The sequence below is a fragment of the Marinobacter nanhaiticus D15-8W genome, from assembly GCF_036511935.1.
Taxonomy (GTDB): Bacteria; Pseudomonadota; Gammaproteobacteria; order Pseudomonadales; family Oleiphilaceae; genus Marinobacter_A; species Marinobacter_A nanhaiticus.
This window is the reverse complement of the sequence record NZ_AP028878.1, coordinates 1243359-1267011: the sequence shown is the minus strand read 5'-3', so window position 1 is coordinate 1267011 and position 23653 is coordinate 1243359. Positions and strand designations below refer to the sequence as shown.

16 protein-coding genes are annotated in these 23653 nt (G+C 59.6%); 7 read left to right on the top strand and 9 right to left on the bottom strand.

Annotated features, from left to right (window positions below; translation table 11 throughout):
* Positions 1–48: 48 nt before the first annotated feature.
* The 4 genes from RE428_RS05750 to RE428_RS05735 form a co-directional block, all read right to left on the bottom strand.
* Complete coding sequence (locus RE428_RS05750) at positions 49–981, bottom strand: malate dehydrogenase (RefSeq protein ID WP_004581025.1); 933 nt, start codon at positions 979–981, stop codon at positions 49–51.
* A gap of 258 nt (positions 982–1239) precedes the next feature.
* Positions 1240–3129 carry an ATP-dependent zinc metalloprotease FtsH gene (gene ftsH / locus RE428_RS05745; protein WP_004581024.1) on the bottom strand — a complete coding sequence of 630 codons (1890 nt, stop codon included), beginning with the start codon at positions 3127–3129 and terminating at the stop codon, positions 1240–1242.
* A gap of 186 nt (positions 3130–3315) precedes the next feature.
* The gene (gene putA / locus RE428_RS05740) at positions 3316–6945 is read right to left on the bottom strand and encodes a bifunctional proline dehydrogenase/L-glutamate gamma-semialdehyde dehydrogenase PutA (protein ID WP_004581023.1); all 3630 of its coding nucleotides are present in this window, start codon (positions 6943–6945) and stop codon (positions 3316–3318) included.
* A gap of 192 nt (positions 6946–7137) precedes the next feature.
* Positions 7138–10629, bottom strand: coding sequence for an NAD-glutamate dehydrogenase (locus RE428_RS05735; protein WP_004581022.1), 3492 nt, complete (start codon positions 10627–10629; stop codon positions 7138–7140).
* A gap of 158 nt (positions 10630–10787) precedes the next feature.
* Between RE428_RS05735 and RE428_RS05730 the strand changes: the two genes are divergently transcribed.
* The gene (locus RE428_RS05730; RefSeq protein WP_004581021.1) at positions 10788–11240 is read left to right on the top strand and encodes an Lrp/AsnC ligand binding domain-containing protein; all 453 of its coding nucleotides are present in this window, start codon (positions 10788–10790) and stop codon (positions 11238–11240) included.
* 15 nt (positions 11241–11255) lie between these two features.
* On the opposite strand, the gene RE428_RS05725 is transcribed toward RE428_RS05730, so the two are convergent.
* Genes RE428_RS05725 through RE428_RS05715 form a run of 3 tightly spaced genes read right to left on the bottom strand, consistent with a single transcriptional unit; the run spans position 11256 to position 14452 of the window.
* A complete protein-coding gene (locus RE428_RS05725; RefSeq protein ID WP_004581020.1) occupies positions 11256–13370 on the bottom strand; it encodes an FUSC family protein in 2115 nt (704 codons plus the stop codon).
* 11 nt (positions 13371–13381) lie between these two features.
* On the bottom strand, positions 13382–14242 hold the full coding sequence (locus RE428_RS05720; RefSeq protein ID WP_004581019.1) for an efflux RND transporter periplasmic adaptor subunit: 861 nt from the start codon (positions 14240–14242) through the stop codon (positions 13382–13384).
* Between the two features lie 9 nt (positions 14243–14251).
* Positions 14252–14452, bottom strand: coding sequence for a DUF1656 domain-containing protein (locus RE428_RS05715; RefSeq protein ID WP_004581018.1), 201 nt, complete (start codon positions 14450–14452; stop codon positions 14252–14254).
* 351 nt (positions 14453–14803) lie between these two features.
* Between RE428_RS05715 and RE428_RS05710 the strand changes: the two genes are divergently transcribed.
* Positions 14804–16270, top strand: a complete 1467-nt coding sequence (locus RE428_RS05710) for an NAD-dependent succinate-semialdehyde dehydrogenase (protein ID WP_004581017.1) — start codon at positions 14804–14806, stop codon at positions 16268–16270.
* A gap of 126 nt (positions 16271–16396) precedes the next feature.
* On the opposite strand, the gene efpL is transcribed toward RE428_RS05710, so the two are convergent.
* Together efpL and RE428_RS05700 are read right to left on the bottom strand one after the other, a co-directional pair.
* The gene (gene efpL, locus RE428_RS05705; RefSeq protein WP_004581016.1) at positions 16397–16963 is read right to left on the bottom strand and encodes an elongation factor P-like protein EfpL; all 567 of its coding nucleotides are present in this window, start codon (positions 16961–16963) and stop codon (positions 16397–16399) included.
* Between the two features lie 220 nt (positions 16964–17183).
* Positions 17184–17333, bottom strand: a complete 150-nt coding sequence (locus RE428_RS05700; RefSeq protein WP_154660749.1) for a hypothetical protein — start codon at positions 17331–17333, stop codon at positions 17184–17186.
* A gap of 273 nt (positions 17334–17606) precedes the next feature.
* Between RE428_RS05700 and RE428_RS05695 the strand changes: the two genes are divergently transcribed.
* The 5 genes from RE428_RS05695 (at position 17607) to RE428_RS05675 (ending at position 23648) form a co-directional block, all read left to right on the top strand.
* Entirely contained in the window at positions 17607–18038 is a 432-nt protein-coding gene (locus tag RE428_RS05695; protein WP_004581015.1) for a DUF2267 domain-containing protein, read from the top strand.
* 349 nt (positions 18039–18387) lie between these two features.
* Positions 18388–19275, top strand: coding sequence for an alpha/beta hydrolase family protein (locus tag RE428_RS05690; RefSeq protein ID WP_085988667.1), 888 nt, complete (start codon positions 18388–18390; stop codon positions 19273–19275).
* Between the two features lie 139 nt (positions 19276–19414).
* The gene (locus tag RE428_RS05685; protein ID WP_169334063.1) at positions 19415–20287 is read left to right on the top strand and encodes a helix-turn-helix domain-containing protein; all 873 of its coding nucleotides are present in this window, start codon (positions 19415–19417) and stop codon (positions 20285–20287) included.
* Entirely contained in the window at positions 20284–21288 is a 1005-nt protein-coding gene (locus RE428_RS05680) for a hypothetical protein (protein ID WP_154660748.1), read from the top strand. The genes RE428_RS05685 and RE428_RS05680 overlap by 4 nt, the downstream gene beginning before the upstream one ends.
* A 203-nt stretch (positions 21289–21491) precedes the next feature.
* Entirely contained in the window at positions 21492–23648 is a 2157-nt protein-coding gene (locus tag RE428_RS05675) for a PhoX family protein (protein WP_004581011.1), read from the top strand.
* Positions 23649–23653 lie beyond the last annotated feature (5 nt).

Sequence of the window (23653 nt, the reverse complement as noted above, 5' to 3'; positions counted from 1 at the left end):
ACGCTCAATAAAACGATCCGGGGCCGAGCCTGGTAGCCCACGTACGCTTTAACCTACCGATACCTTCGCTCCAGGCGACTCAACGGAATCAATGGCATGGCGCACGATTTCTGCGCTATGCAGAAACGCCCTGCTCTCACCTTCACTCAACCGCGGATGCAGCACGCGCTCAATGCCATTGCCGCCAATGACGGCTGGCAAGCTAAGGCAAACATCCCTTACACCGAGAAAGCCGTCGACCCGCAAACTGACCGGCATCGTGTGTTTGGCGTCCAATGCAATGCACTGGATGATTTCCGCAGCGGCCAAGGCAATGGCGTAGTTGGTGCATCCCTTATACTTCAGTACTTCAAAGCCGGCCCGGGACGCCCGTTCAAACAGGGCGTAGCGGGCTGGCGTGGGATCGAGAGGCTCACCACCCGCATCGGCACAACTCATGGCAGGGAACTGACTGTCGCCATGCTCTCCGAGAATGTAGGCACGGATATCTTCCATATGGATACGAAGCTCCTCGGCGAGCAACTGACGAAAACGGGAGGAGTCCACCAACGTTCCCGTCCCCAGAATCTGGTGTGGCTGAAATCCGGTGAACTCCAATGCGTAATGCACCAGGACATCCACCGGATTGGAAACAATGACGATCTTGCTTTCGGGGGCATGTCTGGCCAGAGCGGGCATGAGCTCGCGCAGCAAATCCACGTTGCCCTGTGCCAGCTCAAGCCGGCTACGCATGTTCTTCGGTGTAGGTACCGATGCGCAGATCGCGATAACGTCGGAACCGGTCGTGTCCGCAATGCGACCTGCGAATACTTCGGTGGGGGAATCGACGAAAAGCTGACCATGGCGTAAGTCGAGCACATCGCCCATGACCGAGTCGCGGTTACGTCCGACCAACACCAACTCGCGAACGAAGTTTCTGATAGCCAACACGAATGCCAGACTGGAGCCGACATTCCCAAGACCAATAACGGAGACTTTCATGGCTGCTCCCGGGACGAATGGAAGGACGCTCCGGCCTGCAAAGCCGGGAGTCAAAGGGAACATCGTTGCAGCAATCATGCCCGCAGGATTATGCGTCTCCCGCCGAAGGTCAGGCGTCCACGCTGGACGGCACTGGCACTATTCCGGGTCTGGTGACCCGTTTTGAAGCATGAAAATCGAACCGCACCACCTTGCCATGATCGTCAACGGGCTGGCTGCTGAGCCTGAAAGAAGTCCTGGCCACGAGAATCGAGTCGATCAGCCAACGTCGGTGAAGGCCTTTTTTCCATATGAAGCCTCTTCGGCGCCAGCGTTCCAGGCCAAAGCCAGATGCCGAGCCAATCGCTCTAGATCGTCTTCCTCCAGTGTTTCGTGTGCCAGCAGTTCACCGGCGCCCTCTTCCAGGATCGCGCGATTGTCCGATAGCGCGGCATAGACCCTGCTGAATACGTCGTGGATGATGCGTCTCACTGCGGCATCAATGGCCTCGGCACTTTGTTCACTGAAAGCGCGCTCGCCAACGGGCGCAAATTGACCCATGAGTGCGGACCTATCATTGCCATAGATCACGTAGCCCAGGTCTTCATCCATCCCATAGCGGGTCACCATACTACGGGCGATGTCCGTCGCCTTGGCAAGGTCATCCGCTGCACCAGTCGACAGATGGTCAAAGATCAACTTCTCCGCCGCCCGGCCCCCGAGGAGCACCGCGATCTTGTTCTCCAGCTCTTCCCGGGTCATCAGGAAACGGTCCTCGGTCGGACGCTGTAACGTGTAACCCAGTGCACCGATGCCACGGGGAATAATGGAGACCTTGTGTACCGGATCCACCCCGGGCAGCATCAATGCCATCAGGGCATGGCCCATTTCGTGGTGGGCCACGATGTTCCGCTCGCGCTGGTTGAGAATGCGGTTTTTCTTTTCCAGACCGGCGACGATACGCTCGATTGCCTGGGTAAAGTCGTCCATGGTCACCGTTTGGCCCGCCCTTCGGGTCGCAAGAAGGGCGGCCTCATTGACCAGGTTGGCCAGATCTGCACCCGTGAAACCCGTGGTTAAGGCGGCAATCTGTTCCAATTCGATCGACGGGTCCAGCGTCACCTTCTTCGCATGTACGCGCAGGATCTGTACCCGCCCGCGTTTGTCGGGCCGGTCCACCAGCACCTGGCGATCAAAACGACCAGCTCGCAGCAATGCTGGGTCGAGAATCTCCGGCCGGTTGGTCGCCGCCAGCAGGACCAGGCCTTCACTGGTATCGAATCCATCGAGCTCCACCAGCAGCTGGTTCAGTGTCTGCTCCCGCTCATCGTGGCCACCACCGGGATTGAAGGCGCCGCGAGCCCGGCCCAGGGCATCGAGCTCATCGATGAAGATGATGGCCGGCGCCTTCTGTCGGGCCTGCTCGAACAGATCCCGCACCCGCGCTGCACCCACGCCAACGAACATTTCGACGAACTCGGATCCGGATATGGAGAAGAAAGGCACCGCTGCCTCGCCGGCCACCGCACGTGCCAGCAGGGTCTTGCCGGTCCCGGGCGGTCCGACAAGCAACACCCCTTTCGGCATATGCGCGCCCAACGCCCCATAGCGCTTGGGATCACGCAGGAATTCGATGATTTCCTGGAGTTCTTCCTTGGCCTCGTCGACACCGGCGACATCGTCGAAGCCCACCTTGGTATCCGTCTCCACGTAGACCTTGGCCCGACTCTTGCCAACCTGCATAAAGCCACCCATGCCTCCGCCCTGCATCCGGTTCGCCACCCGCCGCATGACGAAGAGCCAGACGCCGACGATCAATGCCGTGGGCAACAGCCAGGAAAGGATATCGGTCAGCCACGTACGGTCCTGGACCGCACGATACTCGACGCCAGCCTGCTCGAGATCCGCCCGCACATCGGCGGGTACGGGGACGGTGGTAAAGCCTGTAACCCCGTCCTGGTCAGACTTGAACTCGCCGCGAATCCGCTGCGGCCCGACCACGACATTGGCGATAGTGCCGTCTGCCAGCAGTTGCTGGAATTCGCTGTATGGAATCTCCCGAACGTCTCTTTCTCCCTGCCACAGGTCCTGGATCATCAACAGGCCAATCATGAAAGCCAGGACGTACCAGAGAATATAGGGTTCGGGTTTCGGAGGTAATTTAGCCATGATCTCAGCTTAACTCCGCGCACCGATAGGCGCATGACCTGTGTCAACGGACAGAACGATTCAGGTATTCCGGTGTGAGAAGTTGGATCAGCTAAAGGTCCGGTCGGCCTACATTTTTCACTTATCAAAAAAACCGTCCGACTGAAACCAATCGGACGGTCTTTGCCAGCGACTACAAACTGCAGCTTATTCAGATGCCGCAATAAGGCTCGCGTTGCCCCCGGCAGCCGTAGTGTCGACGCACAGATGGCGCTCGATCACGTAGCGTTGGTCCAGGGTCACTTCTGTGATCAATGGCAGCAGCACGCCTTCGCGCTTGGCCAGCGCCAGGCGGTACTGTTTCAGCAAATCACGCTCGGCGACGCTGACGACACCGTCGAAGCCGGTCAGGGTAGCCAGGGCCTCGGGGTCGATCAGGCCGTCGGTACCGGCGATCGGCAGCCCAGCCTTCGCCGCCTCAGTCACGGTCTTCTCGACATCCGGCGCAACGACCACCACCTTGTTGCCCTGGGACAGGGCCACACCCGCTTGCTGCAGGGCTGAGTCACTATCCGGCCCCAGGCAGAGGATGACGCCACGGGCGTAATCCGTCAGGCGGTTGAGTTCGCCGGTTGGTCCCGGCAGGTCCTCGGAGTGACCATCCAGCGGGGCCGGCGTCTGGCCGAAGATCGGGTTCAGCAGTTCGGCCCGGGCCTCAGGTTTCGGGGCCTGTAGGCTATCCAGTTGACCGATCAGTTTCTGCACCTTCTTAGCATCGATTTGCTTGGCATCGGCGGGTGCCGACTTCTCAACCAGGGGCCCGCGAATGAAGCGACGCACGTAGTGCGGGCCACCCGCCTTGGGACCGGTGCCGGAGAGGCCTTCGCCACCAAACGGCTGGGAACCGACGATCGCACCAATCTGGTTACGGTTGACGTAGGTGTTGCCCACCTTGATGCGCTGGGCGATTCGATCGACCCGGCGGTCCACCCGACTGTGGATGCCGAAGGTCAGGCCGTAGCCTTTGGCGTTCACTGCATCCACCACCTTGTCGATGTCCTTGGCCTCAAACGTGGCGACGTGCAGCACCGGGCCGAAGATTTCCTCTTCCATCTCCTCGATGCCGCTCACTTTCAGCACCACCGGCGAGACGAACAGGCCCTTCTCCGGGATGGGCACCTTCTTCAGCAGTCGTCCCTGTTTCTCAAAATTCTCACAATGGTCGACGATTTTCTTCTTGGCCCCTTCATCGATGACCGGGCCCACGTCGGTGGACAGCTGCCAGGGGTCACCGATACCCAATTCCTCCATGGCGCCGTAGAGCATTTCCAAAAGATGATCGGCAATGTCGCTCTGCACATAGAGCATGCGCAATGCAGAACAGCGCTGACCGGCGCTCTGGAAGGAGGACGCCAGTACATCGCGTACCACCTGCTCCGGTAGCGCGGTGGAATCGACGATCATGGCATTCAGGCCGCCCGTCTCCGCCACCAGAGGGGCGTCCGGGTGCATGTTCTCGGCCATCTTCTGGTTGATGCGATGGGCCGTGGCAGTCGAGCCGGTGAAGCACACCCCGGAAACCCGCGAATCCGAAGTTAGCGGGCCACCAACCGCTGCACCGGTCCCCGGCACCAGTTGGAGAGCATCTCTCGGAATGCCAGCCTCGTGCATGAGTTGAACCGCACGGTAGGCCAGCAGCGACGTCTGTTCCGCCGGCTTGGCAATGACGGCATTACCCGCGACCAGGTTGGCCAGGATCTGGCCGGAGAAAATCGCCAGCGGGAAGTTCCACGGTGAGATACACACCATCACACCGCTCGCTTCACCCGAATCCTTGTAGCGCAGCCCCTCGTTGGCATAGTACTGGGAGAAATCCACCGCTTCGCGAATCTCGGCGACGGCATCCAGCAGCGACTTGCCCGCCTCGCGGGTGGTGATCGCAAACAGCTCGTAAGCATGCTCCTCGAACAGGTCCCCGACCTTGCGCACACAGGCGGCACGTTCTTCCGCCGGAGTGCTGGACCAGGTTTTGAAACCCGCCTGAGCCGCGACGATAGCCGCGTCGATATCCGCTTCGGACGCCTGGGTTACATGACCGACGGTGTCGTCCTGGTCTGCCGGGTTACGTACGACCTGAACTTCGGTGCCCACCGAGTCGACCGCCATGATCGGGCCGCCCTTCCAGCGATGGGTCTTGAACGCGCCGCGACCTGCTTCGATCTCCTCGATGGTTACCGGATCGGTGATATCCCAACCCTTGGAGTTACGGCGCTGATCACCGAACAGCTTGGGCGGCGGCACGATGGCTTTGCTCGAGATTTCTGTCCCCATAGCCTCCACGGTGGCGATCGGATCCTTCGCAATCTCTTCCGGCGTAATCCGGGTGTCGACGATCTGGTTCACGAAGGAACTGTTGGCACCATTCTCCAGGAGCCGGCGAACCAGGTAAGCCAAAAGGTCCTGGTGGGCGCCCACCGGCGCATAGATGCGGCAGGGCACGCCGCTATCCTTGATCACCTGGTCATGCAGGGATTCACCCATGCCATGCAGGCGCTGGAACTCGAAACGGTCGCGACTGACGTCTTTCGCCAGTTCCAGCACTGCCGAAACGGAGTGAGCGTTGTGGGTCGCAAACTGGGGATAGATGCGATCGGTCATCCCCAATAACTGCCGGGTACAGGCCAGGTAGGACACGTCACTACAGGCTTTGCGGGTGAAAACAGGGAAACCGCTTAAACCCATCACTTGCGCGCGCTTGATCTCCGCGTCCCAGTATGCGCCCTTCACCAGACGCACCATGATGCGGCGATCCAGTGACTTGGCCAGCCCATAAAGGTAGTCCAGCGTCTGCGAGGCCCGTTTCCCGAAAGCCTGGACCACCACACCGAAACCATCCCACTCGGCCAACGCGGGGTCGGCAAGAACGGCTTCGATCACATCCAGGGAAAGGTCGAGGCGATCCGCCTCCTCGGCATCGATGTTGAAACCCATGTTGGCTTTGGCGGCCTTCTTGGCCAGCTCCAGTGCGCGAGGCATCAGCTCGTTCATCACCCGCTCTTTCTGGCCATATTCGTACCGGGCCAGCAGCGCGGATAGCTTGACGGATATACCCGGGTTGGTGCGTACGTCGCCCTTGCAGTTCTTGCTGATGCTGTCGATGGCCTTGGCATAGGCATCGTAGTAGCGCTGCGCATCCGCATCGGTGCGGGCCGCCTCGCCGAGCATGTCGTAGGAGTAGGTGTAGCCGCGCTCCATGTAAGGCTGGCCATTTTCCTGGGCCTCCTCGATATCGCGACCCAGTACGAACTGGCGTCCCATCTCTTTCATCGCCTGGCCGGCGACGGTACGCACCACCGGCTCGCCCATGCGCTTGACCATCTTGCGCAAGGTTTCGCCCACCGTCTGACGCTCGGAATCCTTGAGCAGGTTGCTGGTCATCAGCAACGCGAGAGTGGTGGAATTGATTAGGGAGGATGAGGCCTTGCCCACATGGGCGCCCCAATTACCGGAGGTGATCTTGTCTTCGATCAGGGCGTGGATCGTCGTGTTGTCAGGCACACGCAGCAAAGCTTCGGCAAGGCACATCAGCGCCACACCTTCTTTGGTCGTCAGACCGTATTCCGCCAGGAATTTTTCCATGATGGTGGGTTTCGCGTTCTCGCGAACATCACGAACCAGGTCGGCGGCGCGGGCGGAGATGGCGTCGCGCTCGTCCTGGGTCAGGCCCGCTTCAGCGATCAGCTCACGAATCACCTTGTACTCGTCAGCCAGGTAGTAATCGCGGATTGCTTGCCGGCGTTCGGTTAGTTCGGGTGTTGCTGACTGCTGCGGTTTCATAGCGGTAACCTCGTCTTTGTTAGTCTCCCTAAATTCTACAGAGACAGTTAGAGTCCGTTTTCCTATTCAAACCGTTGGCGTACCCATTTTTTGCTTTTTTTATTAAATAATTGACACCCTCCTCCTTCAGGAAAGGTGAAAAACAGGCAATTTGTCCTTTACCGACCTGGCACTGATACCCAACCACCACAATTAACCAGGCTCTATCGCCAACTCGCGCAGGACGCTGTTTGCTACGGAAAACACAGCGCAGTCAATGACTTTCGTCGCCTGCATATCCGCAAGCATCTGTCGCCAACGGGTCAACTGCCCCTGTTTCCCGTCCCTCCAGGCCTCCAGCATCTGTTGTGGCGCCTGGCCGGGCTCACCTGACTCGAACACACTGGCTGTCAGTTGCCTCAGCCGGTGGTCCAATTCGTCCCGATAGTGGCTGGTCGCCAGCGCCTGCCAGTGCCCCTGGCCCCTAAAGGCGCGAAGCTGCCGATCGAGCCAGGTGAGCTTCAGGCCCTCGCCGAGGGTGAAGTAGACGCTGGCGACGGCATCCAGCCGCTGGTCGAATTGTTCGGCCACCTCGATGATATCCACCAGCCAATAGCGACTTTCGGTGGAAGCACAGCAAGCAGCCAGCGCCTCGGGTACGGCATTGTCTACATAATAAGCATAGCGCTCTTTCCATCGACTTTCCGGAATCACGGCCTGGAGCCGCTCCAGCGAGGCCAGGACCTCCGCCAGCGGCGCCGCAAAACGGGCCTCGCAGGCCGCCGCGTCCAGGCCGGCGGGCCGGTTGCGCAGCAGCCAGGTGGTCGATCGCGTCACCAGGCGGATCAGATCACGGAAAAGTTCGAGCTGGACCTGGGACGGCACCTCACCATCCAACCGCTCGACGTCACGCCATTGCTCATCCACACCGTAGATACGTACGGCAATGCGATAGGCGATCACAATATCGCTGACTGCAGCCCTCGTCGCCTGCCGTACGCGGTCCAGCCAGGTGATGCCCATGCGGTTGACGAGGTCGTTAGCCAACTGGGTCGCCGTGATCTCAGCGCGTAAGGGGTGATGCTCGATAGCTTCGGGATAGGCCTGACGTAATGAATCCGGGAAGGCGGAATAAAGCGCGTCAAGGAAGCGGTCGTCGAGCACGTCCGGCGCTGCGAGCAGGGCCTGCTTGAGCTCGAGCTTGGCATAGGACACCAACACCGCAAATTCAGGCCGTGTGAGACTCGCGCCGCGTTCGCGCCGTTCCTGCAGGGCCTGTTCATCCGGCAGGAATTCCAGCGCCCGGTCGAGCCGGCCTTCCGCCTCCATCCTTCGGATCAGCCGCTCGCATGCATCGAGGGAAGCGGCACCGCCGGCATCGGCTATGCTCAACGCCAGGGCCTGGCGGTAGTTGTTCTGCAGCACCAGCGCCGCGACCTCCGGCGTCATCTCCCGCAGCAGGCGATTGCGTTGGTCAAGCGTCAACCGGCCATCGCGCACCTGCGTGTTGAGCAGGATCTTGATGTTTACTTCGTGGTCGGAACAATCCACGCCACCGGCGTTATCGATAAAGTCCGTGTTGACCGAGCCCCCGGCCCGCGCGAACTCGATACGCGCCCGCTGGGTGAACCCCAGATTGCCGCCCTCACCCAACACCTTGCAGCGCAGGGTATGGCTATCCACGCGCAACGGATCGTTCGCCTTGTCGCCGACATCTTCGTGGGACTCGTGGCGAGCCTTCACGTAGGTGCCAATACCGCCGTTCCAAAGCATATCCACCGGAGCCTGCAATAGCGCGCTGATCAGTTCGTTGGGGGCCAGGCGCTTTGCCTTGATGCCCAACGCCGAACGCATCTGTCGCGAGATCGGGATCGACTTCAGGGTTCGCGGGAAAACCCCGCCACCCTCGCTAATCAGCGAACTGTCGTAATCCGCCCAATTGGAACCCGGCAGGTCGAACAGGCGCTGGCGTTCGCGGAAGCCCACGGCGGCATCTGGCTCGGGGTCGATAAAGATATGCTGATGGTTGAAGGCCCCGATCAGCCGGATACGGTCGGACAACAGCATGCCGTTGCCGAAGACGTCCCCGGACATGTCACCAATACCAACGACGCTGAACGTATCGGACTGCGTATCGGTGCCCCGCTCCAGGAAATGCCGTTTGACCGATTCCCAGGCGCCCCGGGCGGTAATCCCCATCTTCTTATGGTCGTAGCCTTCGCTGCCGCCAGAGGCAAAGGCATCACCCAGCCAGAAGCCATATTCCCTGGCCAGGTGGTTGGCAATATCAGAGAAGGTCGCCGTACCTTTGTCAGCGGCGACGACCAGGTAGGTGTCATCGCTGTCGTGACGCACCACATCGACCGGCGCGGCCACTTGGCCGGCCTCAAGGTTGTCGGTAACGTCCAGCAATGCACGGATAAACGTGCGATAGCAGGCGACGCCTTCCGCCTGCATGGCTTCGCGGCCGCCCTCTGCAGGCGGCTGCTTGACGATAAACCCGCCTTTTGCACCGACCGGCACGATGACCGAGTTCTTCACCTGCTGGGCCTTGACCAGACCAAGTACCTCGGTTCGGTAATCCTCGATGCGGTCGGACCAGCGTAAGCCGCCACGGGCGACGGGGCCGGCTCGCAGGTGCACACCTTCGATACGGGGTGAGTAGACGAAGATCTCGAACTTCGGCCTGGGCTTTGGAATGTCGGGAATCGATTGGGGATCGAACTTCAGGGAGAAGTAGCCCTTGGGCTGACCGCCGTCCTGCTGGAACCAGTTGGTGCGTAATGTGGCCTTGATCAGGCTGAAGTAGCGCCGCAGGATTCGATCTTCATCCAGGCTCTCGACTGCCTCCAACGCCCCCAGGATTTCGCTTTCGAGTTTCTCCATCGCAGTCGCCCGATTCTGCGACGCAGGCAACTCGGGATCGAAACGGGTCCTGAATAGTGAGACCAGCCGCGTGGTGATATCGCCGTGCCGACCGAGAACTTCGGCCATGAAAGGCTGACTGAAGCCGAAGCGCAGTTGCTTGATGTATCGGGCATAGGCCCGTAGCAGCGCAACCTCCCGCCAATCCAAACCGGTATGCAGGATCAGCCGGTTGAATTCGTCGTTCTCGGCGAAACCGTTCCAGACCTCCCGGAATGCGTCCTGGAGCAGGGGCAGGATCCGATCCAACGCCACCGGAGCACTGCCACGGAATTCAACCGTAAAGTCGCTTACGCCAAAAAGTTCGCCGTCGTGACGCCGGATCGGATAGGGATGTTCATCCAGCACCCGCATGCCCAGGTTTTCCAGCAGCGGAATCACATCCGACAGAATGACGGGTGTGCCCAGGCTGTAGAGTTTGAATCGCAGTCGCTTGTCGTCGCCATCACGATCGTAGAAGCGCATCGGCACGTCTGAGCTCACCGAGATCGACTGGATCTGGCGGATATCCTCGACAGCGTCGGCGACGGAAAAACGGGCACGGTAGGCGGACGGGAAGGCGTTGGCAAAGGCGTCGGCATATTGGGGACCCAATGGTTTGCCGAAGGCCTGCGCCAGGCCTGCGCGAAAGTCTTCGTCCCAAGTGCGGGACTGCGTGACCATTTCGGTGATCAGTGTCTTCAGGTTTGCGGTGCCTTCGGCATCCAGCGTCTCGTCCTGAAGGGCGTCAGCAAGCTGTTCCAGCAAGGCATCCTGGTCAGCTGGGCGGGCATCGGTCATCGGGCGTCTCCGGGAAAGCCACTCTACTGAGAATGAACGGCATTAAACCAGTATAGCTAAACGTGTAAAGGCTCTTTGGCCATAAGGTTTCAAATTGCAGGCATGTTGATTATATTCACCGGCTCAACTAGCCATTAGTTTTCCGGAGAAAGCGAAAAATGGTCGAACTGGACAGAATCGATCACTCCATCATGCGCGAATTGCAAAAGAACGGGCGCATTACCGTGACCGAACTGGCTTCCCGTGTCGGCCTCTCCAAGACGCCGTGCCAGGTACGCATGCGGCGATTGGAGGAACAGGGTTACATTACCGGCTATACCGCCCTGATCAACCAGACCAAACTTGGCCTCAACCACATCGCCTTTGCCCAGGTTACCCTGAGCGATACCAGCAGCAAGGCTCTCGGTTCCTTCAACGATGCGATCCGGCAAATCTCAGCCGTGGAACAATGCCACATGATCGCCGGCAATTTCGATTACCTGCTGAAGGTGCGGACCCGGAACATGGCCGAATACCGACAGGTGCTGGGCGAACAGATCTCCGCCCTGCCCCATGTACTGCAGACCAGCACCTTTGTGGTGATGGAGAACGTGAAGGACAGCAGCGTCTGACGGTCGGCCCCGGATCTATCCGGCCTGCGAAGGGGCCGCAGACGACGCTTCATCACCTTCAGCCGCCCCGCCACCCTTCTGTTTCCGGGACGCCTCCACGGTCCGCGCCGTGCGCTCCAGGGTCAGCGCCAGCCGCTCGAACATCCCTTCGACGACCTCTATTTGTGAACCCGGCTCGGCGACCTTACGGATAGCCTCCAGCAACCGTTCGCTCGCCGGTCGGAAACGATCGTTGAACTGCCCCTCCGCGCTCATCCGATAACTTTCGGACAGCTCTTGCTGCCAGTACTGCAACGCAACATCGACTGCCGGTGTACGATTGTCCTGGATCAGCCTGCGAAGACGAATGGAAACGTGCCCCAGGTTCAGGCCGGTGAAGCCCAGGTCGGTCATTGTACGGTCTGCGGCGTTGGTTGCCTGGTCATAATTGGCCAACCGCAACAACCGTTCTCCCATGCGTCCGTTGATCCAGTGTTCGGGCTGCTCATGATCATCAATGTCGAGCAGGTCCTTTGCCGTCGCCCGGATCAACCGGCGCTGCATCAAGCTGCTATCCGGCGGCGAAACCAGTTTGAAGATCCAGTACAGCAGGCTGATACCGACCAGCAATCCGAGCGCGGTACTCAGTGCGGTATCGGCACTGAACGACATCTCATTGCTCGGCTGGATCACAATAATGCTCGGAATACAGAAACCAAGCCCATACGGCAACGTCGTTCGATCCGCCAGCAGTATCAAGCCAACAAATAACGGGGCTGCCAGAACCAGTACGAGGAGCTCAAAGTCGCCACTGCTCTGGGACAGTAGCCCCAGCGCCAGGAGTGCCACCGGGACGGAACAAAGCGCAGCCATTAGCAATCGTTTGAGAATGAAACTCTGAACGACGGACGAGAAACGGGCGAACATCACCGAAAACACCACCGGCATGATCATCAACATGATGGCCGCCGGACTCGCGGTCTGGACCCAGATGAAGGCCCCGATCAGGAACACCAATGCCGTCCTGAAACCGTTGACGCCGCCGATCAGCAGATCGCGATGGGTCTTGAGTTTGGGCGTCTTCAACAGGGTTCGATCTCGGGACTCCAAGGCGTTGTAGGCCCGCAGCACCATAACGAGATCCGCTACCAGGTCCAGGGCCGTCTGGCTCAAACGGGTCACGATGGCCGACTCGTCCTGGAATTCCGAACGAATTTGGATCAGCACCCGGCGCAACTCCTGCGCCAGCCGGTAGCTGTCCTCGTAATTATCGGCTGCTGCAATATCGCTGAAGTAGCGCCGCATCTGGGCAAGGAGCTCGCTGAACGCCGGCGACACCAAGTCCGCGTGGTTACGCTGGAACCGGCCCATAATCTGGGTTACCGCCATCAACGACATCACCTTATTGCATAGCAGGTTGGCGGCGCGGCTGCGCCCGGGACCCTCCGGGCCTTCGTAGGAAACGGCGCTGGAGTCGTCATTGAGGAGGATCAGTGTTTCAAGGATCTCGTCCGCGTGCTTGTGTCGCTCAGCATGGGAACTGTCGAGGTCCAGCTCAAGGGTCAGGTATTCGAGGGTGCGGTTGATCACCAGGCGGGCGTTGGCGCGCAGGCCATCCTTAACCCGGACCGGCCACAAAAGCTGGCTGACCAGCATGGCACAGATCGCCCCGACGGCGATCTCACTGATACGCGCCTGGGCGATGGCAAACACCGCGCGGCTGTCCGCGCCCTCCGGATGCGCCATGACCAGGATGACGACCAACCCGGCGGTCATCCCTGCCATGGCAAAGGCATAGATGAAGTTGACGTTGTGCACCATCGAGGCGGCCGCCGAGTTGAGCCCGATCCAGAGTGTCAGGCAGCCCAGCGCCAGGACCGGATACGGCGTGAGGAAGGCCAGGATCAGGATGCCGATGCCCCCGCCTACGATCGAACCGGTGATCTGGCACAGCGCCTTTTCGATCACGAGCCCACTTTCCGGACGGATCTGCAGGAATACCGCGGAAACCAGCGCCCAATAAGGCCGGTCCAGTTGCAGGAACATCGACACGTAGAGCGCCAACGCCATCGAAATGACGCCCTTAAGGGCGAAGATGACCGCCTGCCGGTTCGGCGTCAGCAGTTGGGCAGCCAGCGGATGCAGCGTCATGACCCGTGGACCTATTGGGTCTCAAGATCGATGGAGACGGTCATCCCGGCGCTCAGCTTTACGCCCTCCGGCACCGGGTCCAGTGCAATATCCACCGGAATACGCTGGGCCAGCCGCACCCAGTTGAAGGTTTGCTGTACCTCGGGCAGTAATTGGTCGTTGCTGGTGGTATTGGTATCGGCGATGCCCTGGGCGATGCTGGTCACCTCGCCGGTCAGGGTCTGGTCAGCGCCCATGAGCTGGATATGCGCGGGCTGCCCGACACGCACGAGCTGCAGCTTGGTCTCCTCGAAGTAACCGGTCACGTAGAAAGACCCTCGCTTGACCAGCGACAGAACCGGCTTGCCCTGGTCGACGTAGTTGCCCTCACGCAGGCTCAGATTGATCAGCGAGCCATCGGCGGGTGCGTCTACGCGGGTTCGCTCCAGGTCGATCTGGGCCATGCGCAGGCGGGCTTGTGCCAGGGCGTAGCTGGCCTTGGCGGATTCGGTGTTGATGCGGTAGGTTTCCAGGTCCTCTTCACTGATGGCCTGACGCCCGGTCAGCTGCTGGCGGCGTTCGTACTGGTGCCGCGCCAGTTCCCAGGCGATGCGTTTTTCCTCCACCTCGGCCTGCGCCTCGGCGACCTCGGCACGATAGCGCGTGTCGTCGATGACGAATAGCAGGTCGCCTTTTTCCACCGATTGGTTGTTGCTTACCGAAAGCTCGGTCACCCAACCGGATACATCCGGCGCAATCGTCACCACATCCGCCCGGACCCGTCCGTCCCGCGTCCAGGGCGAATGCAGATAATGGTTCCAGACCCAGGTGCCTGCAGCGATGGCAAGGGCGACCACCACCAACGTCAGTCCAACGCGCAATACCTTTTGCATGACTGTGTACTAGCTCCCGAACAGATAGACGACAACGGCCAGGTAGCAGACGAACAGGCTCACCTCGAACCACGCGTGCTTCCATATCAAACCCTGCACGTCCAGTTGATGGAGGACCAGACGGGTCAACAGCACAAGCGCGAACGCAAGTGGCACCAGCACCACCAAGGGACTGAACAGCATTCCGCCAAACCCCACTTCGCGAAGCATGCCGACTCCTGTATCGATTGCTTGAAGCGGGAGGCAATGGCCTTTATACCTCCCGGAACGCAGTTTGGTCTGCCGGACACCAAGAGTCCACTCGATGCTGGGTTCGCTCATGTGCGAATCCCGATTATAAGCCCGGTCACAACCGGTATCCGTTTGATGCAGCAATACTTCAAGCCACGGGCGATTGAAGTGAGTTTCGCGATGTGGAACTGCTGGCAATACGCTTGCTCTACGTAAAGACCTGTCCGGATCGTAACCCAAAGTACCGATATAGCCCTGTTAGGTTGAATCTAATCATCCAATGGCAGTACACAAGTCATTGCGAGCTTCTAACAGGACAGGGAGGACGTCATGCCAGACGCATTCATCGAACCGGCCCTTTTCCGTGAACAGGCCTATATCGGAGGGCGCTGGATACGCTCCCGCGAAGGCGACATGAAGACCGTCGAAGATCCTGCGACGCTGGAGATCGTCGGTAAGGTACCGATGCTGGAATCGGATGCCATCGGCGATGCCATCGACAGCGCCCAGGGGGCGTTCGAGCAGTGGTCGCAAACCGCTGCGGTCGAGCGTGCCGACCGGCTGATGGCCTGGTACCGGGCGATGCACGACAATCACGAGGCGCTGGCCCGGCTGATGACCCGGGAACAGGGCAAACCCATTGCCGACGCCCGTGGCGAGGTGACTTATGCCGCCAGCTTCCTGCGCTGGTTCGCCGAGGAGGGCCGGCGGTCACTCGGTGCACGGATTCCATCGGAGAATCCGGACAGTGCGCTCGGCACCGTTGAAGAGCCTATTGGTATTGCCGCCATTATTACGCCGTGGAATTTCCCGCTGGCAATGATTACCCGTAAGGCGGCTGCCGCCCTGGCGGCCGGTTGCAGCGTCATTATCAAACCCGCGATGGAAACACCGTTCTCGGCCCTGGCCCTGGCGGTACTGGCGGAAGAAGCCGGACTGACCAACGGCGAATTCAATGTGGTTACCGGCGATTCCAAATCCATCGCGAGCCAGCTCTGCGCCGAGCCAAGGGTGCGGGCCCTTTCGTTTACCGGCTCCACTCACGTCGGCCAGCAGCTTTTGAAGAACTCTGCGGACACGGTCAAGCATGTCTCGATGGAGCTGGGCGGTAACGCCCCACTGATCGTCTGCGACGATGTGGATCTGGAACAGGCCGTTGACGGCGCTCTCGCCGCCAAATTCCAGACCAGCGGCCAGGATTGCCTTGCGGCAAACCGGATTTTCGTCCACCGCCGCATCTACGATGAGTTCATCAAGGGATTCAGCGAGCGCATGAACGCGCTAATCGTGGGCAACGGCGCCGAGGAGAAGACCGATATTGGCCCGCTCATCCATGCTGGCGCCGTGGAGAAAGCCCAGGCGATGGTCGACGATGCGCAGGGCAAGGGCGCTAAAGTGACCGGCCGTAGCCAGGACGACGCGCCGGGCGCCAACTTCTTCATGCCTACCCTGGTGGAATGGATTACGCCGGAGATGCGGCTATTCAGGGAAGAAGTCTTTGCCCCAGTTGCATCGATCTGCGTCTTCGATGACGACGACAGCGTGATCAAGGCGGCCAACGATACGGAGTACGGTCTGGCCGCCTATATCTTCACCAACAACGACGCCCGCATCCGCAAGTTCCTGCGCCGGCTCGACTACGGCATGGTGGGCATCAACACCATGGATATCACGGGGCCCCACGTACCGTTTGGTGGCGTGAAGCAGTCGGGACTCGGCCGCGAAGGCGGACACGTGGGTTTGAAGGAATATCTGGAGACCAAGTACTACTGCATCGGCGGTGTACCCGTACATTAGCCTCCGTTTGGGGGCGGGTCGCGATGACGCTTCTGCCGTTCCAAGCTCCACACCTGAATGGGCTGAGCCGCCCAAAAAGTGATGGGACTGGCTCAGCTTCGAATCAGAACGCGGGGTCTCCGGATGTTAGGCGCGCCCGAGGAAGCGGCGCTCTTCGACGTTGATCTTGATCCGGTCGCCCGTGGAGATATGCTCCGGCACTTGCACCGTGAGTCCGGTGGAAAGGCGGGCCGGCTTGGTGCGGGCCGTAGCGGAGCCGCCCTTGATGGACGGATCGGTCTCAACGATTTCGAGATCGACCGTTGGCGGCAGGTCCAGCGCAACCGGCGCTTCACCGACCAGCACCGCCATCACGCCCTGGGTGTCTTCATTGATGAACAAAAGCTCCTCGGCGATGGCCTCCCGGTTGAGGCTGTACTGGGAGTAGTCCTCATTGTCCATGAAGACATACTCATCACCGTCGGCATAGGAGAAACTCACCGGCCTGCGGCTCAGGTCCGCCAGGTTCAGCATGTCTGAATCCTTGAAGGTTTCATCGAGCTTCTGGTTGGTCACCACATCGTACAGGCGCATGCGATAGAGGCTTCCGCCGGCACGGCCCTGGGGCACCGACCGCTCGATATCCTTGACGAAGTAGACCCGGCCTTCGTATTCGACCGCTGAATTTTTCTTTATTTCACTGGCTCGTGGCATTGCTACTGGTTCCGCATCCGAGAATAGTTTGATCGAGTCGCTGATATACCACGACAGGGGAAAAGAGGCGATAGGGATCGACGCCGTCGATGCGCCAAGAAGGAATTCGGTAAGTCAGGAAAGGAATCGGAGAAGGAAAAGAAAGTGTAAGGGCAAAGTGATCCAAAGCCATGATACCGGCCCAGGCGCCGGAGCTCTACCGACGCCTGGCCGTTGATGTTCAGACTGCGCCCAACGCCACCAGGATGCCGCCCACCGCAAACACGATGGGAATCACGGCTGCCAGGACCTCGCCCACATCAACTCCAGCTTCAACTTCTTTTTTGCGCTCGCCCGCCATACAACGACTCCACTCAACTACGTACATCATCAGGACGCGCAACTGTAGGGCTTCAGGCCGGTTTTCGACAATAAGTAGGAAGCGCAGAAAACCGGGAATTTCGGGTTTCCGCTAATGCCAAGGCAGCTACCACCGTATAAGGCAGTTTATTTCCGCTTGTTCATTGTTAACGCAGGTTAAAGTCCGGGGGAAATCCAGTCTGACACCATCACCGGAACAGTAGAAAGACAGCCTGCAGATGCAGTCGCAGACGCTGAGCAGTAGTCGACAATCCACGTAACGCAACATCCCAAGGAGACAGACATGCAAGGGAGTATCGACACTGTAGAACGCAACGTGGCAGTCATTAATAACTGGCTCAAGGATACGTCAGAAGAGCTGGGCGGCATTGGCCAGGACGAAGCCTGGAGCCGTCTACGCGCCGTACTCCAGACGATTCGCGACCGTATCACCACCGATGAGGCCGCCCACTTCGCAGCCCAGCTGCCGATCATCGCCCGGGGCGTATTCTTTGAAGGGTGGCACCCGGCGGATAGCCCGCAGACATGGCGCGACCGGGACGAGTATCTCCAGGCCATCGATGACAAGATCAACACCAATCAACAACCAGGCGTTGATGCAGAGGAAACCCTGAAAGCGGTACTCAGGGTCATCGTCCGGCATATTGATGCCGGCGAGGTGAAGAAGATCAAGGAAATGCATCCCAAGGAAATGTGGGACCTCTGGCCCAACTAAGCGCCAGGTCACCCCGCCCGGCTTGCCTCAAGCCGGGCTTCCTTCAATCCTCAATGGGACCGCCCCCGCACTGCGCTCTTCCCACTCGCTCCCCCCAATGACACCTGCCTTGGGATAACCACCTCGCCGGCCGTGTTCCACATCGAAGAACGCGTTAACTCTACGCATCCAACATGGTGCTCCGACGTGACACCAATATCCCATCTAGCTGCATTGCGGCACCTGGTGTGATGTTTTGCACAGATGAGTGCCAAATCGTGAAAGCCATACCGTCGGACATGAACTAGGGTCTGCATGGATGATTGTTATCCAGTGACAACAAATTCAACACGACTGCGAGCGATCGACCATGCCCTTATCAATGAACAAACTGCAAAAACTACCGCTCACCCTGACCTCCGCCGCGCTGTTATGCGCAGGCGGCCTGACAGTTAACACCGCGGTCGCCGAGACCCGCGGTCCTGACCCTACCGAGGCCTACGTCGAGGCCGAAGGCCCTTATAACGTCGACACCATAAACGTCTCATCGTTGGCCCTTGGCTTTGGCGGCGGCACCATCCACTACCCGACCAATACCACCGGGCAAATGGGCGGCATTGTCGTTATCCCCGGTTACCTGTCTTACGAGTCCTCCATCGAATGGTGGGGCGAGCGTTTGGCGTCCCACGGCTTTGTGGTGATGACCATCGATACCAACACTATCTACGACCAGCCGGGGTCCCGGCGTGACCAGATCGACGCCGCACTCGATTACCTGGTCGACCGCAGCGATTCGTCGTTCAGTGCGATCAGCGGGATGGTCGACGGCGACCGTCTTGGTGCCGTGGGCTGGTCCATGGGCGGCGGCGGCACACTTCAACTGGCGTCCGGCGATCGCCTGAGCGCGGCAATTCCACTGGCGCCGTGGAACTCTAGCTTCAATGATTTCGACGACATCGAGACACCCACCCTGATCTTCGCGTGCGAGAACGACACAGTCGCACCGGTCGGTGTCCATGCGTCGCCGTTCTACTACGATATTCCGGCCAGCACTGACAAGGCGTTCTTCGAGATCAACAATGGCAATCACTTCTGCGCCAATGGTGACAACGCCAACGATGCCGTTCTGAGTAAGTACGGCGTGTCCTGGATGAAGCTGCACATCGACCAGGACGCGCGCTATGGGCAGTTCCTGTGCGGCCCCAACCACGAGTCCCAATACCGGATTTCGGAGTATCGTGGGACCTGCCCCTACTAAGGGCGGCTCGGTACGCTCCCAAGCTCAGGGAGACCGACTTCGAGGAGTATGATGATCCTATTGCCGGGCCAACCAGGCCCGGCTGTTTCAGGTTGTGGACCTGGTATTGATGGTTCCGGCCGCCATGACGGGGTTGAGCATGACCGACAATAAAAACCGTGCACCGATATGCCTCCGGACACCCAAACTTTGTCTCTGGAATCGCGAGGTGGTTTTCCTGGGCACCGGCTATGCCCGGCAGCAACCTCATCGCACAACGCAGGAGCGGCTGACCCTGTGCCTCAACGGCACGTTTACCGTGCGGGGACGGAATAGCCAACCCATCCAGACCCGAAGCTGCCTGACGCCCTCCGGTGTGTGGCTCGACCATACAGTCCTGGATACGCGACAGGCGGTGGTCGCCATCTTCTTCCTGCCCCCCCTCTCGCAGGACTACGCCGTACTGGGCAGCCTCATGCGTGAAGCTACCCCCGGCGTTTTCTACGAGCACCCGGACGAAGATGCCCTCATTCGGGAAGCGCTACGAATCCGCAACGCCCCTGATGTTTCAGCCCCGGCAGCACGCCAGCGACTGCGTAACCTGCTGCTGCCCCGCTCCCTTCGCAACGCCGTGCTGCAGGACTTCGACCCGCGCATCGTACGAACGGCCCAGAGAATACGAGAGTCCCTGCGGACGCCCTGGAGCCTGGACGAAATGGCACAGGGCGTTCACCTGTCTGGCTCCCGGCTGGAAAAGCTGTTCAAGCAGCAGGTCGGCCTGCCCATCACCCAGTACCGGGTCCGCTACCGCGTTTTCATCGGCACGATCCTGATGGCCCTGGGACACTCGATGACCGATGCGGCCATGTACGCGGGCTTTTCAAATTCGGCGCATCTCTCCAGGTGTTACCGATCGATCAATGGACTGACTCCCTCGGCAATGTTCCTCCAACCCCCGTTCCTGCGACCACTGATCGATGAGTCCGCGTTTGAACTGGTTGCACCGTTGCTGGGTAGGCAGGTCGCGGTATGAAAGACCCGAAACACCATCGCAGGACTTCGAAACGTAGGCGAGCCCGCTGGCTCATCGCCAGCAGCCTTGCCCTGCCAGCGTTAGTGGTCGCGCTTTACTATGGACTCTCGGAGCCATTCTCCAGGCCTTACGAAAAAGTGTTTCGCACGAACGACAGGGTTACCCGTTCGCCAGACCCCGAGGCGATTTTTTCCGAAACAGGGTCAATCGCGTCCAAAACAGGGTCGATCGCTCCTAAAACAGAGCCGAGCGCCGGCAGCACCGATCACATCCACACGAAAGAGGCCGCGGCGAAAAGCCCGGCTTCTGGGCAAGCAGACGAAATTCCCTTCACCGTCGACGAAGTCTACGCCGTCGCACGGACCATGAACCTCGATGAGTCCGACAACCTAGCCCTAGGCAACGATACACTACTGGCACTGGACCGGCTGTTCCTGAACGGCGCCAAGACACTATCGGAGCAGGATCTGCAGAACCTGCGAGAGCTGATCCAGGCCGGGCTGCCCGGAGAAACCGGCCAAAAAGCGGCCAAGGTAGCCACCGACTATTACAATTACCTGGCGGCCCAATCGCAATTGATGGCGACCCATAGGCCGAAAGAAGGCTCGGCCAACAGGCTCTCCGGCGAACAGCTTTATCGGGAGTTGCGCCAACTACAGACCATGCATATGGGAGAAGAGGTGGCGGACCAGTTATTCAGGACCGCCGATGCCCAGTTCGCCTATATGACCCAGGCGCTCCGGCTTCAAACCAACACGGACCTAACTCAGGCGCAAAAACTGGACGAAGCACAAAAGCTGGGCGAAGCATTGCAGGAGGCCTCCATTGGCGTTGCTGACTGGCCCCAACGCCGCGACCGGTTCCAGGTTGAAAAGCGGCTTATCGTCGAGGCCGCCCTTCCCAAGAGTGAGAAACGGGCGCAGGTACAGGCGCTGTTGAAGCGACATTTCCGTCCCTATGAACTTGAGCACATCAAACATCTGCAACTCGATAACTTGTAGCCTCCATACCTGGTTCGGCGCAGGATGACCTACGTCAACCAAACTACCACCCGAGCTAGTGGCCTGGGCACGTTGTTTTTTTCCGTTCATCGCGCTGTCTTTTTTTGGTCATCCCGCTGTCATTTTTCCCTCTTAGGCTAAATCCCGTTAAAGCGGGGCTCGACTATAGCCTGGACGAATAATGATGAGAGGGAAGTAGCGGTATGAGTAAAGAAATCGAAAGCCACGAGTTGTACAACAAAAGCGGCAACGAGCCGTTCACTTCGGTTATGGAGCGCCGTCTTAGCCGTCGCTCGATGATGCGCGGCAGCCTGAACGTCGCAGCGCTGTCGATGTTTGCGGGTTTCGGCGTCAGCCTTGCCGGCTGTAGCGACGATGATGACGACAACGACACGGGCACGGGTGGCGGCAACCCGACGCCTGAGCCGACGCCGATTACCCTCGGCTTCGAATCCATCGCAGGCTCCAAGACCGACGCTATCGTGGTACCGCCAGGCTACAGCGCCCAGGTTCTGATCCCCTGGGGTACACCGCTGAACGATCTCGCCCCGGAATGGAGCGAGAACCTCGCCTTTACGCCGACCATCCAGGAAAATAGCGTCGGTATGCATCACGACGGCATGTACTTCTTCCCGCTATCTGAAGACACCGCCTCCAACGATTTCATCCTGGCCCTGAACAATGAGTACATTGACCAGGGAGCACTTTGGGCGCCGCAAAATGGCCCGACAGCCGCGCCGCGCCCGGCGGACGAAGTACGCACCGAGATCAATGCCCACGGTATTACCCTGGTGCGCATCCAGAAGCAGTCGGATGGCAGTTGGAGTCATGTCAAGAACTCGTCCTACAACCGCCGCATCACCTCTTCGACACCCATGCGACTATCAGGACCCGTTGCGGGCAGCGACTACGTCATAACCCCCTACTCGCCTTCAGGTACCATGACCCGAGGTACGAACAACAACTGCGCGATGGGTTACACCCCGTGGGGTACTTACCTGACCTGCGAAGAAAACTGGCCAGGCTACTTCATTAAGGATTCTGGCCGTGAGAAGGACGACGACCGTCTTGGCATTGAGACAGGACATGGCCGCTACTACTGGGAAACGGCCGCCGGCGATGGTTCGGAAGTGAACGACGAATTCGGCCGTTTCAATGCGACGCCGACAGGCACTGGCCCAAGCGACGACTACCGTAACGAGCCTCGCACCTTCGGCTACGTAGTCGAGATCGACCCTTACACCGGCACCGCCGTCAAACGCACGCACCTGGGCCGTTTCCGTCATGAAGGCTGCTGGCTGGGCAAACTGGTCGAGGGTGAACCCGTTGTGTTCTACTCCGGCCACGACTCCCGCAACGAATACATCTACAAGTTCGTCTCGGCGAAGATGTGGAGCGCCTCCGATGAAAGCAAGGTTGGCAGCTCATACGATCGCCTCGACGTCGGCAACAGCTACCTCGATGAAGGCACCCTCTACGTCGCCAAGTTCAACGACAACGGCACTGGCGAGTGGATTGCGTTGACCCCGGATGCGCAGACACCCGGCGGCAGCACGCTGGCTGCAGAGTTGGGTCTGGGGGCTGACGATCTTGCCGGTATCATCATCCATACCTGTGACGCTGCCGATATCATGGGCGGCACCCCCATGGACCGCCCGGAATGGGCTTCGGTCGATCCGGCATCCGGAATGGTCTATATGACCCTGACCAACAACTCGAAGCGCACCGAGGAGAATACCGCTGCTACCTACACCAACGGTGGATCTGCCATAGAAGAGGCGGGCGTCGGCTTTTCGACAGCGCCTACCAACGGGCCGAACCCCCGTGCCAGCAACAATGGTGGTCAGGTCGTCCGTTGGCTGGAAGCCTCTCCGGGCGCCACGGAATTCGAATGGGAAGTGTTTGTCTTCGGTGCCGCCGCCTCCGATACCGACAACCTGTCAGGCCTGACCGACATGAACCAGTTCGCCAGCCCGGACGGCCTGTGGTACGACCAGCGGGACGGTGAGCAAGGTATCCTCTGGATCCAGACCGATAACGGATACAGTAACGTGACCGACTACACCAACGACCAGATGTTGGCCGTGGTGCCCTCTTCCGTAGCTGGCGAGAGCAATAGTCCATCCATCGTGGACGGTCGCGACCAAAGCAACCTGAAACGCTTCCTGGTGGGGCCGAACGGCTGCGAAATTACGGGTGTTTTTGCCAACGCTGACAAGACCGCGATCTTCGTCAACGTCCAGCACCCGGGCAACTGGCCATCCGTGAAAGATGCGACGGTCGAGACCGCCGGCTCGGTGCGTCCGCGTGCATCCACGGTAGTGATCTGGAAAGACGATGGAGGCCAGGTCGGGGTTTGATGACC

Excerpts from the sequence above, each read along its gene's own strand:
- RE428_RS05750 (WP_004581025.1), bottom strand. The coding sequence starts at position 981 with ATGAAAGTCTCCGTTATTGGTCTTGGGAATGTCGGCTCCAGTCTGGCA.
- ftsH (WP_004581024.1), bottom strand. The coding sequence starts at position 3,129 with ATGGCTAAATTACCTCCGAAACCCGAACCCTATATTCTCTGGTACGTC.
- putA (WP_004581023.1), bottom strand. The coding sequence starts at position 6,945 with ATGAAACCGCAGCAGTCAGCAACACCCGAACTAACCGAACGCCGGCAA.
- RE428_RS05735 (WP_004581022.1), bottom strand. The coding sequence starts at position 10,629 with ATGACCGATGCCCGCCCAGCTGACCAGGATGCCTTGCTGGAACAGCTT.
- RE428_RS05730 (WP_004581021.1), top strand. The coding sequence starts at position 10,788 with ATGGTCGAACTGGACAGAATCGATCACTCCATCATGCGCGAATTGCAA.
- RE428_RS05725 (WP_004581020.1), bottom strand. The coding sequence starts at position 13,370 with ATGACGCTGCATCCGCTGGCTGCCCAACTGCTGACGCCGAACCGGCAG.
- RE428_RS05720 (WP_004581019.1), bottom strand. The coding sequence starts at position 14,242 with ATGCAAAAGGTATTGCGCGTTGGACTGACGTTGGTGGTGGTCGCCCTT.
- RE428_RS05715 (WP_004581018.1), bottom strand. The coding sequence starts at position 14,452 with ATGCTTCGCGAAGTGGGGTTTGGCGGAATGCTGTTCAGTCCCTTGGTG.
- RE428_RS05710 (WP_004581017.1), top strand. The coding sequence starts at position 14,804 with ATGCCAGACGCATTCATCGAACCGGCCCTTTTCCGTGAACAGGCCTAT.
- efpL (WP_004581016.1), bottom strand. The coding sequence starts at position 16,963 with ATGCCACGAGCCAGTGAAATAAAGAAAAATTCAGCGGTCGAATACGAA.
- RE428_RS05700 (WP_154660749.1), bottom strand. The coding sequence starts at position 17,333 with ATGATGTACGTAGTTGAGTGGAGTCGTTGTATGGCGGGCGAGCGCAAA.
- RE428_RS05695 (WP_004581015.1), top strand. The coding sequence starts at position 17,607 with ATGCAAGGGAGTATCGACACTGTAGAACGCAACGTGGCAGTCATTAAT.
- RE428_RS05690 (WP_085988667.1), top strand. The coding sequence starts at position 18,388 with ATGCCCTTATCAATGAACAAACTGCAAAAACTACCGCTCACCCTGACC.
- RE428_RS05685 (WP_169334063.1), top strand. The coding sequence starts at position 19,415 with ATGACCGACAATAAAAACCGTGCACCGATATGCCTCCGGACACCCAAA.
- RE428_RS05680 (WP_154660748.1), top strand. The coding sequence starts at position 20,284 with ATGAAAGACCCGAAACACCATCGCAGGACTTCGAAACGTAGGCGAGCC.
- RE428_RS05675 (WP_004581011.1), top strand. The coding sequence starts at position 21,492 with ATGAGTAAAGAAATCGAAAGCCACGAGTTGTACAACAAAAGCGGCAAC.